This window comes from Ginsengibacter sp. (genome assembly GCF_057362405.1).
In genome coordinates this window covers 1-12,669 of the sequence record NZ_JBMQQG010000092.1, presented here as the reverse complement: position 1 = coordinate 12,669, position 12,669 = coordinate 1, and the positions used below count along the sequence as shown (strand labels likewise).

Below are 12,669 nucleotides of genomic sequence, written 5' to 3'. Positions count from 1 at the left end.
TCCTGGCTTACAAATTTTGGGCTTAAGAGTGGATTATCCCAATTGGCAAATTCAATTTTACCTTCATTTTTTAAATCAAATGAATCTATTTTGGCCGGGTATTCCTGGGTAATTCTTCTTGCCTTTTTTCTCCGGAAAGATTCTTTAAAATAGCTGATTATATTCATTTTTAAAAGTTCTTTTGCCTACAAGATAATAACTAATGCCAGATAAGTTCAATGCACTTTTAAATTCCTGCTTTCAACCTATTTCACTTCCTGCATCGTGACTAATTTTTTATAAAAGCCATCGGCGGACATAAGGCTCATATGAGTACCTCTCTCTACAATTTTGCCTTTGTTCAAAACAATAATTTCATCAGCATGCCTCACCGTACTCAACCTATGAGCTATTACAATACTAGTGCGGTTGCTCATTAAATTATTAATGGCGTCCTGCACCAGTCTTTCACTTTCTGTATCAAGTGAAGAGGTTGCTTCATCAAGAATTAAAATGGGAGGATTTTTTAAAACCGCTCTCGCAATAGTGGTTCGTTGTTTTTCGCCACCACTTAATTTATTACCGCGTTCTCCAATATTGGTTTCATATCCGTTTTCTTTTTGCAAAATAAATTTATCGGCATTGGCAATTTTTGCGGCATGTTCAATTTGCGATTGAGATGCGTTATCCATTCCCAGCGTAATGTTATTGGCAACGGTATCGTTAAATAAAATGGCTTCCTGCGTTACGATTCCCATCTGGTTGCGAATAGATTCCAATGAATAATTTTTGATGTTTATTCCATCAATCAGTAATTCACCCTTTGTTACATCATGAAAGCGGGGAACAAGATCAACCAAAGTACTTTTCCCGGCTCCTGACGAACCAACGATAGCTAAGGTCTTTCCTTTTTCAACTGTAAGGTTTATATCATCCAGCACTAATTTATCCTCATAATAAAAGGAAACGTTTTTAAATTCGATATTACTTTTAAATGCATCCATTTGCACGGGGTGCTCAATTTCTTTAATTGCTACATCTTCATTAATAAGATGCTCTATACGCTCAACACTTGCTGAACCTTTTCTGATATTATAAAATGCAGATGATAATGATTTTAATGGTTGTATTACCTGCGAAAAAATAACGATGTAGGTAATAAAATCGCCGGGATCCAAAAAAGATTTGTTTAGTACTAATCTTCCTCCAAACCACAACACACAAACGATGGCAAATACACCCAGCACCTCACTTACCGGTGATGCGGAATCACGTTTACGATTGGCCCTGTTCTTAATAACAAATAATTCGTCATTTTGAACAGTGAATTTATTAAGCTGTTTCCTTTCGGCATTAAAGGCTTTTATTATACGGATGCCTCCAAGGGTTTCATCAATAGTGGACAATATGGCTCCCAGTTTTTCCTGCACTTTTGTGCTTTGTTTTTTGAGTGATCTTCCAATTCGGCCAATGATCAATCCGGAAACAGGTAGAAATAAAACCAGGAAAAGAGTAAGCTGCGGACTTAATATGATCATGTAAATGAAAAACAAAAGGATGGTCACCGGTTCTCTGAAAAGCGTTTCCAACAAATTAACGATTGAAGTCTCCACTTCACCAAGATCGTTAGTTAACCGACTCATTATGTCGCCTTTCTTTTGGTCATTAAAATAACCAATAGGTAATTGAAGAATTTTCTTAAACATCCTATTGCGCATATCATTTATAACTCCATTTCTTATTGGAGTAATAAAATAAATGGAGAGGAACAAAAAAATATTTTTGAGAATGATGGCTAACAAAATTAACAGGCAAATAACCGCTAGTGCTTTTATTTCACCTACGGGTGTTTTTATCATATCATTTACCCATGACTTAAAAATATTTACAGGATTTATTCTTGCAAAAAAACCTGAATCATGACTAACCGCCGAAAGTGTATCGTTCTTTTTAAAAATGAGTAATAAAAAAGGGCTAAGCAGACCGAGAGATATCAAAGAAAATAAATTAGATAGCACATTAAAACTGAAATATGCAAAAATTAGCTTTGGATATTTTGATACATACCGGAAAATAACGCGTAAACTCTTCATCAAATAAATTAAAATGACTAAAAACCAGCAAAGTAAATCATTTTACAAATCCCGATTGCTATATAGCTATAGAGAATGGTGTGGGCGCAAACAATTTAACGGCCGACTCAATCAGTCAGTTTGTGTCAAAACTAAAGCCCGAAACGCTTTCTACATAGTATTTTCGCGATATTTGATAGATTGATCGTGCGTCAGGTTACGCAATAATTTAACTTTTTAAGATAATCGAGATGCTCCCAAAAGGCCGAGATAACTCATTAAACATTATAGATTTTAAAACTCTTTCACGCTCTATTTCATTGGTAGAAAATGAAGTAACAGGATATGAAGAACTCCTGGTGCGTTTGCAGCCATCGCCAGCAAAAATTATTGGTATAACGGGTGCACCGGGAGCAGGCAAGAGTTCTTTGGTGGATGCGTTGGTTGGAGAAATGATTGCCGCTAAAAAAAAAGTGGGAGTGCTTTGCGTAGATCCTTCTTCGCCGTTTAACAAAGGCGCACTACTTGGAGACAGGATACGAATGAGTGAATGGTATAATCATCCGGACGTGTTTATTCGTTCGTTAGCGAGTAAGGGTTCTCTCGGGGGCCTGCATCCAAAAATTATTGAGATTACCGATGTGATGAGAGGTGCTGATTTTGATTATATAATTATAGAAACAGTTGGCGTTGGCCAGAGCGAGGTGGATATTGCTGCATTAGCAGATGTTACTGTTGTTGTACTGGTGCCGGAGGGTGGTGATGCTATTCAAACAATGAAGGCAGGGTTAATGGAAGTTGCCGACATTTTTGTTATCAATAAATATGACAGGCCCGGCGCTGCCACGTTCTATAATAATTTGATGCAGATGCTGTCACCTGCGTTTCATCAGAAGCAAAAAGAGATCCCCGTTTTAAAGACAATCGCTTCCCACAAAGAGGGAATTCACGAATTGTTTACAATAATTTCAGCGTGGGATTTTAATTCGATTCCGGGTAAAAGGCTCGAGCTGGTTGCCGACAAAATATGGTCAATTATTCAGCATAGAAAAATGAAGCAAATAGACAAAGAAGAGCTGAAGAATAATTTATCGGATGCGATATCCAAACCCGGTTTCAACATGTATGATTTTGCAGGAAAATACTTTTGAATCCTGAAACTATTAATGATTACTCTTCCACCATTTATAGCCAATTATGCCAATGGCAGCATAAGGTATCATCATTAAATAAATAATTCCTGAATTAAATCCCTGAGCAGGTTTAGAGCCCATTTGTTGTACTGATTTAGCACAAATAGAACATTGTGCGAATGTAGCATTGCTCAATAATAATGTGAGAAATAGTGTCGACAACAATAAAATAAAAACTTTCTTCATAATGGCCGTAAAGTTACAATCAAATTTATACACTCCAAACACAGTAATTTACCATGCATTAAAAAGTATTATACCTTCCCTTGATTCCTGGAAAAAAGCAAAGATATAGCGTGAGGCTATCCCACCTGTTCTACCTGGGCCTTTTGTACCTTTTTCCGATCGTCTTCATTCAAAATTACTTTGCGCATGCGGATAACTTTTGGCGTCACTTCTATGCACTCATCATGTTGAATATATTCCATACACTCTTCAAGGCTCATCTGTGTTTTTGGCGCAATGCGTGAAGCATCATCACTGCCGCTGGCACGATGGTTGGTTAATTTTTTTGGTTCAGTCGCATTCACAACAAGATCTCCCGGCTTAATATGTTCAGCAATAATTTGTCCTGTATAAACTTCTTCACCCGGATCAACAAAAAATCTTCCACGATCCTGCAATTTATCAATAGAATATCCTGTCGTTTTTTCCTGGTTTTTAGAAATTAAAACCCCATTGCTTCTTCCCGGAATATATCCTTTCCATGGTTTGTATTCAAGGAAACGATGTGCCATTACAGCTTCGCCGGCAGTGTTGGTAAGCATGTTAGAACGTAGGCCAATTAAGCCTCGTGATGGAATTTCAAATTCAAGGTGTTGCATTTCACCTTTACTTTCCATGATAAGCATTTCGCCTTTGCGCTGTGTCACCAGGTCAATTACGCGGCCGCTATATTCAGCAGGCACATCTACCACGAGATTTTCATAAGGCTCACATTTTTTACCATCAATTATTTTTGTAATTACCTGCGGTTGTCCCACTGTAATTTCATAACCTTCACGGCGCATGGTTTCTACGAGAATACTTAAATGCAATATTCCGCGACCGTATACCATAAAACTTTCTGCACTATCGGTTGGGCTTACTCGAAGAGCAAGATTTTTTTCAAGTTCTTTTTCAAGCCTGTCTTTCAGATGGCGGGAGGTTACAAATTTTCCATCTCTTCCATAGAACGGAGAATTATTAATGCTGAACTGCATGTTCATGGTAGGTTCGTCAACACTAATAACCGCCAACGCTTCAGGATTTTCAAAATCAGCAAGTGTTTCACCGATATTAAAACCTTCAATTCCTACAACTGCACAAATATCACCGGCACTCACCTCACTCACTTTCTTTTTACCCAAGCCTTCGAACACATATAATTCTTTCACCCGGCTTCTTTGAATGCTCCCATCCAGCTTCATTAATGAAAGGGGTTGGTTATCTTTAATAACCCCTCTTGCTACTTTACCCACAGCAATTCTTCCTAAAAAGGAGGAATAATCCAATGAAGTAATTTGCATTTGCAAATTACCTTCAGGTGTAGAAGGAGCAGGAACTTTTTCCAGTATGATATCTAATAAAGGAAAAATGTTATCCGTTGGTTCCAATGTTGTATTCATCCAACCTTGCTTGCTGGAACCATAAATAGTTGGAAAATCAAGTTGCTCTTCCGTAGCATCAAGATTAAAAAATAATTCAAATACAGCGTCATGCACTTCATCAGGCCTGCAATTTGGTTTGTCAACCTTGTTGATAACAACAATCGGGTGAAGCCCTAAGTTTAGTGCTTTCTGCAAAACAAATCTTGTCTGCGGCATGGGCCCCTCAAAAGCATCTACTAGTAACAAAACCCCATCTGCCATTTTTAAAACACGCTCTACCTCACCGCCAAAATCACTATGACCCGGTGTATCAATTACATTTATTTTAACTCCTTTATAGGTAACTGAAACATTCTTGCTAAAAATGGTAATGCCACGTTCTCTTTCAAGATCGTTGCTGTCCATAATTAACTCGCCCGTTTCCTGGTTGTCGCGGAAAATATTCGTAGTGTGTAGAATCTTATCAACCAATGTTGTTTTACCATGGTCAACGTGCGCAATGATTGCTATATTTCTTATTTCCATAATTTCATTTTTGCTTGCAAAAATTGGGAAAGACGACCTCCCGAATTTTTTAAGTGTGCGAAGGTACGCTAATTCAGGTTCATGGCAAGCATAAAACCAGAGTTAACACAAAATTTAAACGCTTGGCGAGGTGCCAAAATTGCCAATTTATATTTTGGAGGCTAATTTGATAACAATTACTGTGAAAACAATAATAATGAAAAGAAAACTTCCTTCACTCAAGATATGTCTTGTTTTAGATATAATTGGCTGTTTAAGTTATGTCTTCCCTCCTTTTGGACCCATATGGGCTGTTATTTCAGGAATTATATTTTACTTCTTATTTGGAAAAAAATTTGGAATGCTTGGCGGTATATTTTCTTTTATTGAAGAATTATTTCCCGGGATAGATTTAATACCCACATTTACAATTGCCTGGTTTATTAGAAAATATGAAATAGAAAAAATGCAGTTGAAACAATTTAGATAAACAGATTTAAGACTGTGGCTGCACGAACGTGTAAAAAGCCTTTCGTTTTCTGTTCAACATAAACATTAGCTGATCTATTAAGATAAAAAATATTGGGTGCATTAGCATGCATTTAAAACTACCAAATAGCTGCTCAACTAATCGAGTGGTTTTATGTTTCAATAAATCATTAGTTTTAAATCTTAACAGGCTGCAATTAAAAAATTATTTTAAAAAAAAATCAAAAATACATTTTCACAACATGAGAAAAATCTTACTGCCTTGCCTGATTCTTTTTATTACCAATTCTTCCTTTTCCCAAACAAAAAAAATTACCGGGTTCTTTGAAAAAAATGTCCCAGGTCAATTAAACCTCGAAGCCTCTTTCGATAAAAATTTAAGTAAAGAAAATGTTGGCGAAACGATTAAGAAACTATCGGCTGTGCCGCATCACCTGGGCTCCCCGGGCGACAAAGCCAATTCAGAGTATATTCTAAGTCTATATAAAAAATGGGGATGGAATGCTCAGATTGAAACGTTTCATGTTTTGTTTCCCACTCCCAAAACAAGGTTGCTGGAGATGACTTCTCCCACTTCTTACAAAGCAATTTTAAAGGAACCAGCTTTGAAAGAGGATGCCACAAGCGGGCAATCGGGACAATTGCCTACCTATAATGCCTATAGCGCCGATGGCGATGTCACGGGGGAATTAGTATTTGTAAACTACGGCCTGCCGCAGGATTATGAAGTGCTCGATAAATTGGGTATCGATGTAAAAGGAAAAATTGTAATTGCAAAATATGGCCATAGCTGGCGGGGAATGAAACCTAAAATTGCGCAGGAGCATGGAGCGATTGGTTGCATTATTTATAGTGACCCGATGGATGATGGATATTTTCACGGTGACGTGTACCCGAAAGGCGCTTTTAAAAATGAGTATGGCGTGCAACGCGGCTCAGTGATGGATATGGTTATTTATCCCGGTGATCCGTTAACTCCCGGCATTGGTGCCACTGAAGATGCAAAAAGATTAGACAGGCTGGCGGCGCCGAACCTTTTGAAAATTCCTGTGCTGCCAATCAGCTATCATGACGCAACTCCCTTGCTGGAAGCGCTGGATGGACCTGTTGTTCCCGATAACTGGCATGGTGGCTTACCATTTGCCTACCATATTGGTCCGGGTAAAGCAACGGTGCATTTAAAAGTTGCATTCAATTGGGATATCGTTCCATGCTATGATGTAATTGCAAAAATTACCGGTTCAAAATTTCCGGATGAATGGGTAATACGCGGTAATCACCAGGATGCGTGGGTGAACGGAGCGAACGACCCTATTAGCGGACAGGCGGCACTGTTAGAAGAAGCAAAATCAATCGGTGAATTGTTGAAAACAGGTTGGAAGCCAGATCGAACTTTGGTATATTGTTCCTGGGATGGCGAAGAACCTGCATTGTTGGGATCTACAGAATGGGTGGAAGAACATGAAAAGGAATTGCAGCAGAAGGCGGTTGTCTACATAAATTCTGACGGCAATGGTCGTGGATTCTTAGGTGTTGAGGGCTCTCATGCATTAGAGCCGCTAATGGATGAAATTTCAAAAGAGGTTATCGATCCGCAGACAAATGTGAGTGTGTTTAAAAGAGCACAAGATCATCGTGTAATCAATGCGGCAGGAGATGAGGCTAAGAAAAAGATTTTGGATGAAAAGGAATTGACAATCGGAGCAATGGGATCGGGCTCAGACTATTCTTCTTTTATTCAGCATGCGGGGATACCTTCCCTTGGCATTGGTTATGGCGGAGAAGATAACGGAGGCGAATACCATTCGATTTATGATTCGTACGACCTGTATGCAAAATTTAAAGACCCGGGTTTTCAGTATGGAGTTACGCTTGCCGAAACAGCCGGCCATGCAGTTTTACGAATGGCCAATGCTGATGTGTTACCTTTTGATTTTACTCATTTATATAAAACTATTGATGGATATTCGAATGAATTAATTACACTCCTGCAAAAAACCAGGGAGGCCACTGAAATAGAAAACCAGGTCATTCGTTCAGGAGGCTATCAAAATGGAGAAGATCCAACAAAAAAATATGTGGTTCCTGAAATAAAATCAGACGTTCCCTATCTTGACTTTTCACCACTGCAAAATGCATTGGAACAATTGAGAAAAAATACCGATAGTTTAAACTTAATTTTTCACAATAAGATAAAAGCAAATAATGTTAGCGAATCATTTAATGAATCGCTTTATCGTGCCGAGCAACAATTATTAAGTGAAACAGGACTACCACGGCGATCCTGGTATAAACACACGATTTATGCGCCGGGATTTTATACGGGTTACGGGGTTAAGACAATGCCCGGGATAAGAGAAGCAATTGAAGAAAGAAAATGGAAAGAAGCCCAGGACCAAATTGAGGTTGATGCTAAGGCAATTACAAATCTTGCAGATTATTTACATGAAGTTAACCTGGGCGATAAATAGTTAATGGGTTATGTTTTTTCATTTTTGGTATTAACTATAAATGAAATTATGAGTCACGTGAGAAAAATATTACTTAAAAAGCGCATTGCTCTTATTGCGCATGATAATAAGAAGAAGGAATTAATTGAATGGGCCTACTATAACAGAACACTGCTGTCTCAACATGAATTGATAGCAACCGGCACTACCGGCAAATTATTAGAAGAGCATCTTAAACAACCGGTTAAAAAATTGTTTAGCGGTCCACTTGGCGGCGATCAGCAGATGGGCGCCTTGATAGCTGAGGAAAAACTAGACCTGCTGATTTTCTTTTGGGATCCAATGGAAGCGCAGCCCCATGATAGTGACGTGAAAGCTTTATTAAGGCTGGCTGTTGCAAGAAATATACTTATTGCCTGCAACAGAACAACCGCCGATTTTATTCTCACTTCTGTTTTAATGAATGAAGATTACCCCATAGTTGTTGAGGATTATTCGGGGTATTTGGAAAGGACGGTTTAATGTTGAACCAAAGAGAATTTAGATCATATTAACACCGGGCGACAAATTAGCTGACTTGAATGCCTTTGTCATTTCATAGGCTTCATCAATAATGGCCTGCGGAAATTTTTCCATTTCAATAATCTTGATAGCATTGGTTGTTTTCAATGGCCCTGGTTTTATTGTGTGATCAAAGTGAAGTAGATTGTCTTTTATTGTTTCTGTAAAATGAAACATTTCGAAATCTGCGGAGAGTAACTGAATCAATTCCAAATCATGGGAGGACGCAATGACGATGTTTGCCGGGTTGTTCAAATAATGCAACAAGGCCTTTGCAAGAGAAATTCGTTCGGCAGTGTTTGTGCCCTTAAATACTTCGTCTATTATAAAAAGATTGTTTACGGGAAGAGATATTTGATCCACCATGTGTTTCATTATTTCTACCTCTTTAAAAAAATAACTACTTCCTTCCAGTAAATCATCGTCAATTTTAATTGATGAAAATGATTTTAAAAATGTAGATGAAAATGATTTTGCAAAACAAATAAACAGCGTTTGCGCTAAAATAGAATTGATTAAAATCATTCTCAAAAAAGTGGACTTGCCAGACATATTGGAACCCGTAATAAAGGCACTTTTGTCCGTTAATGAAAATGAATTGGGAACGCAATCTTCAATTAAAGGGTGAATAGCTTCTGTAAAATTCAAAATTTTATTTTCTGAAACGAGTACCGGTGAACAGGTGTTTAAAAGCACATCGCTTTTTAGCGAAGCTATTGATATGGACACATCAAATTCTCCAATAATTTTATAAAGCACTTCCAATGAATCATTCTTATTTAATAATTCGGAATATGCTTTATTTAAAAGATGAACATCAATGAGCAAGGCTCCTTTCACCAGGTCTACCAAATAAAATAACGCTTTGGACAAGTCATCGCCAGGGATGCCGAGATTGAGATAACGGTAGCTGTTTACAAATGGTCGCAACACCTGCACCTGTTGCGCAATCGACGTCGCATTTATACAAGTATCCAATCTTTCGAGCCGTCGAGCAGCTTCCACCAGCCCATAGGCTTCGGCAACTAACTTATAGGTTGCGTCGTTCCTGTTTTTAAAAATGTAATGTATGGCAATGTTGATTGCAAACACAGGGATTAAGGCTATTGTAATAATGGGTACAAAAGCAAGACAAAGAATAGCCGCCACCGCAATGCCGGTAAGATATTTGTAAAGAGTGGTATTGACACGATTATTTGAGGCGGTCAATACAAACAAATCAGCAATTCTATAAGTGCCGTTCTGCTCAAGCCGGTAGAGAATTTTTTCTGTTGCTTCCCGTTTTAAAATCTCATTTTTAAAATAATTTGAATGTTGGTTTATTTCGTTTAACTGCTTCAAATTATCAGTGGGATGAAGAATTTTGTCAAAGAGAATTTGCTGCCCTATGCCGGTATTTGTTCTATCCAGGATGGCAAATAAACTCTCAATATCAATATCTTTTAAGGTTTGGGACGAAAGAGTATGGTACTTTCCACCGGATTTATTTGAGGCTGCATATTTACCGATGAGATCAATATTTCTATTCTTAATTTTTTTTCTTGCCCATTGAGAACGTATTTCTGTAATTATTTTATCATCCCTGTTTTTGAAAAGTAATTTTATTACGACGAAAAGAAATGCGGATGCAACTAGGAAGTAAATCATGTGCAATATTATCAAAAATTCTTTATTGACTTTATTGATTAGCAAGGACGATGATTTTCTTTTTCAACAAGAATTTCCGAATCATCTTTCGGTTGTAAATTGCATGTCCCTATGCCTTTTCAACTTAATTCATCATATCAGCCCGCAGGTGATCAACCCGAAGCAATTGAGCAATTGACACAAGGTATTTTGCAGGGTGAAAAATACCAGACGTTGCTGGGCGTAACCGGCAGTGGTAAAACTTTTACCATGGCCAATGTTATACAAAATGTGCAACGGCCCACGCTTGTTCTTACTCATAATAAAACATTGGTAGCCCAGTTGTATGGTGAATTCCGGCAATTCTTTCCTGATAATTCTGTAGGATATTTTGTTTCCTACTACGACTACTACCAGCCCGAAGCGTATATGCCTGTCAGTGATACTTATATTGAAAAAGATTTAAGTATCAATGAAGAATTAGATAAATTAAGGCTTGCAGCAACATCGCAGTTGTTAACGGGAAGAAGAGATATCATTGTTGTAGCGAGCGTAAGTTGTATTTACGGAATTGGCAACCCGAAAGATTTTGCTGAAGGTGTTGTACGCATTAAGGAAGGACAAACAATCAGCCGGCAGGGATTTCTGCATTCATTGGTAAACGGATTGTATTCAAGAACACAGGGTGATTTTGCAAGAGGAACTTTTCGTGTTAAAGGAGACACTGTCGATATCAACCTTCCCTACATGGATAATGGTTATCGCATTACTTTTTTCGGTGATGAAATTGAAAGTATTGAAACGCTGGAATTAAGTACGGGCAAAAGAATAATGAAAGTGGATGATGCCGCTATCTTCCCGGCGAATTTATACATAGCGCCAAAAGATAAGCTGCAACAGATATTGGCGGAAATCCAGGATGAAGCTGCCAGGCAAACAGAATATTTTAAGAGCACCGGGAAGTATATTGAAGCACAGCGGATTTCAGAACGGGTGAATTATGATGTTGAAATGATACGGGAACTTGGCTACTGCAACGGTGTTGAAAACTATTCAAGATTTTTTGACAGGAGAGACCCCGGTACGAGGCCTTTCTGTTTGCTCGATTATTTCCCGCCCGATTTTTTATGTGTGATTGATGAAAGCCATCAAACCATCCCCCAGGTAAGTGGCATGTATGGCGGCGACCGGTCACGAAAATTAATTTTGGTTGATTACGGTTTTCGTCTACCCTCGGCGTTAGATAACCGGCCATTGAATTTTAACGAGTTTGAAAGCATGCTCAATCAAACGATTTATGTAAGCGCCACTCCCGGCGATTATGAACTGGAAAAGACAGGAGGTATAGTAGTAGAGCAGGTTGTAAGGCCTACAGGTTTATTGGATCCACCAATTGAAATTCGCCCTTCTGTAAACCAGATTGACGATTTGCTGGATGAAATTGATAAGCGGGTTACAAAGGGTGATCGGGTTTTGGTTACAACCTTAACCAAGCGTATGGCTGAAGAAATGGATAAATATTTGCACCGCATCAACATCAAATCAAAATATATACACAGCGAAGTGGATACACTTGATCGTATTGAAATTCTGCGGCAGCTCAGGCTTGGCGAAATTGATGTGTTAGTTGGCGTAAATCTTCTGCGTGAGGGTCTCGATCTTCCCGAGGTTTCATTGGTGGCTATTTTAGACGCAGATAAGGAAGGATTTTTGCGTAATGAAAGATCACTTACCCAAACTGCGGGTAGGGCTGCCCGTAATATTGATGGGTTAGTAATTTTTTATGCAGATAAAATGACCGAAAGCATGCAGAAAACGATTGATGAAACTACGAGACGCAGGGAAAAACAAATTCAGTATAACATTGAACATGGCATTACACCTAAGACAATTTCAAAATCCATAGAACAAATAATGGGGCAAACTTCTGTGCTCGACATAAAGGGAACGACTGCTTCACCCTATGCCGTTGATGATACAGTTACTATTGCTGCCGAAGAGCAGGTAGAGTATAAAACAATTCCTCAATTAGAAAAGGCGGTTAGTCAAATCAAACGCCAGATGGAAAAAGCCGCACGCGATCTGGACTTCATGGAGGCAGCGAGATTGCGCGATGAAATGTTTAGAATGCAGAAGGAGTTGGAAGAGATGAAGAATTAAATTCACTTTTTCAAAAACGCCGGTTTTGCTTTCACAATCTTTTTAT

At 38.4% G+C, this 12,669-nt stretch carries 9 protein-coding genes; 5 read left to right on the top strand and 4 right to left on the bottom strand.

What is annotated here, in order from left to right; translation table 11 throughout:
• Positions 1-245: 245 nt before the first annotated feature.
• On the bottom strand, positions 246-2,072 hold the full coding sequence (locus tag ACO1O5_RS08050; RefSeq protein ID WP_486269327.1) for an ABC transporter ATP-binding protein: 1,827 nt from the start codon (positions 2,070-2,072) through the stop codon (positions 246-248).
• 230 nt (positions 2,073-2,302) lie between these two features.
• On the opposite strand from ACO1O5_RS08050, the gene meaB reads away from it, so the two are divergent.
• Entirely contained in the window at positions 2,303-3,202 is a 900-nt protein-coding gene (gene meaB / locus ACO1O5_RS08045) for a methylmalonyl Co-A mutase-associated GTPase MeaB (RefSeq protein WP_486269326.1), read from the top strand.
• A 12-nt stretch (positions 3,203-3,214) separates the two neighbouring features.
• Here the strand turns inward: meaB and ACO1O5_RS08040 are convergent, their stop codons facing one another.
• Together ACO1O5_RS08040 and typA are read right to left on the bottom strand one after the other, a co-directional pair.
• Positions 3,215-3,430, bottom strand: coding sequence for a hypothetical protein (locus ACO1O5_RS08040; RefSeq protein ID WP_486269325.1), 216 nt, complete (start codon positions 3,428-3,430; stop codon positions 3,215-3,217).
• 116 nt (positions 3,431-3,546) lie between these two features.
• Positions 3,547-5,358 (bottom strand): translational GTPase TypA, encoded by a 1,812-nt coding sequence (gene typA, locus ACO1O5_RS08035; RefSeq protein WP_486269324.1) that lies wholly within the window; start codon positions 5,356-5,358, stop codon positions 3,547-3,549.
• A 196-nt stretch (positions 5,359-5,554) separates the two neighbouring features.
• Here typA and ACO1O5_RS08030 point away from each other — a divergent pair, with 196 nt between their 5' ends.
• The 3 genes from ACO1O5_RS08030 (at position 5,555) to ACO1O5_RS08020 (ending at position 8,798) form a co-directional block, all read left to right on the top strand.
• Positions 5,555-5,827 carry a hypothetical protein gene (locus ACO1O5_RS08030; protein ID WP_486269323.1) on the top strand — a complete coding sequence of 91 codons (273 nt, stop codon included), beginning with the start codon at positions 5,555-5,557 and terminating at the stop codon, positions 5,825-5,827.
• A 241-nt stretch (positions 5,828-6,068) separates the two neighbouring features.
• Positions 6,069-8,297 carry a transferrin receptor-like dimerization domain-containing protein gene (locus ACO1O5_RS08025; RefSeq protein ID WP_486269322.1) on the top strand — a complete coding sequence of 743 codons (2,229 nt, stop codon included), beginning with the start codon at positions 6,069-6,071 and terminating at the stop codon, positions 8,295-8,297.
• 48 nt (positions 8,298-8,345) lie between these two features.
• Positions 8,346-8,798 carry a methylglyoxal synthase gene (locus ACO1O5_RS08020; RefSeq protein ID WP_486269321.1) on the top strand — a complete coding sequence of 151 codons (453 nt, stop codon included), beginning with the start codon at positions 8,346-8,348 and terminating at the stop codon, positions 8,796-8,798.
• Between the two features lie 18 nt (positions 8,799-8,816).
• On the opposite strand, the gene ACO1O5_RS08015 is transcribed toward ACO1O5_RS08020, so the two are convergent.
• Positions 8,817-10,484: a MutS-related protein gene (locus ACO1O5_RS08015; protein ID WP_486269320.1), complete on the bottom strand. Its 1,668-nt coding sequence runs from the start codon at positions 10,482-10,484 to the stop codon at positions 8,817-8,819.
• Positions 10,485-10,595: 111 nt separating this feature from the next.
• Between ACO1O5_RS08015 and uvrB the strand changes: the two genes are divergently transcribed.
• Positions 10,596-12,623, top strand: coding sequence for an excinuclease ABC subunit UvrB (uvrB, locus tag ACO1O5_RS08010; protein WP_486269319.1), 2,028 nt, complete (start codon positions 10,596-10,598; stop codon positions 12,621-12,623).
• The last annotated feature ends 46 nt before the right edge of the window (positions 12,624-12,669 follow it).

Bases quoted from the DNA above. Each gene is read 5' to 3' on its own strand.
- ACO1O5_RS08050 (WP_486269327.1), bottom strand. From the start codon at position 2,072: ATGAAGAGTTTACGCGTTATTTTCCGGTATGTATCAAAATATCCAAAG.
- meaB (WP_486269326.1), top strand. From the start codon at position 2,303: ATGCTCCCAAAAGGCCGAGATAACTCATTAAACATTATAGATTTTAAA.
- ACO1O5_RS08040 (WP_486269325.1), bottom strand. From the start codon at position 3,430: ATGAAGAAAGTTTTTATTTTATTGTTGTCGACACTATTTCTCACATTA.
- typA (WP_486269324.1), bottom strand. From the start codon at position 5,358: ATGGAAATAAGAAATATAGCAATCATTGCGCACGTTGACCATGGTAAA.
- ACO1O5_RS08030 (WP_486269323.1), top strand. From the start codon at position 5,555: ATGAAAAGAAAACTTCCTTCACTCAAGATATGTCTTGTTTTAGATATA.
- ACO1O5_RS08025 (WP_486269322.1), top strand. From the start codon at position 6,069: ATGAGAAAAATCTTACTGCCTTGCCTGATTCTTTTTATTACCAATTCT.
- ACO1O5_RS08020 (WP_486269321.1), top strand. From the start codon at position 8,346: ATGAGTCACGTGAGAAAAATATTACTTAAAAAGCGCATTGCTCTTATT.
- ACO1O5_RS08015 (WP_486269320.1), bottom strand. From the start codon at position 10,484: ATGATTTACTTCCTAGTTGCATCCGCATTTCTTTTCGTCGTAATAAAA.
- uvrB (WP_486269319.1), top strand. From the start codon at position 10,596: ATGCCTTTTCAACTTAATTCATCATATCAGCCCGCAGGTGATCAACCC.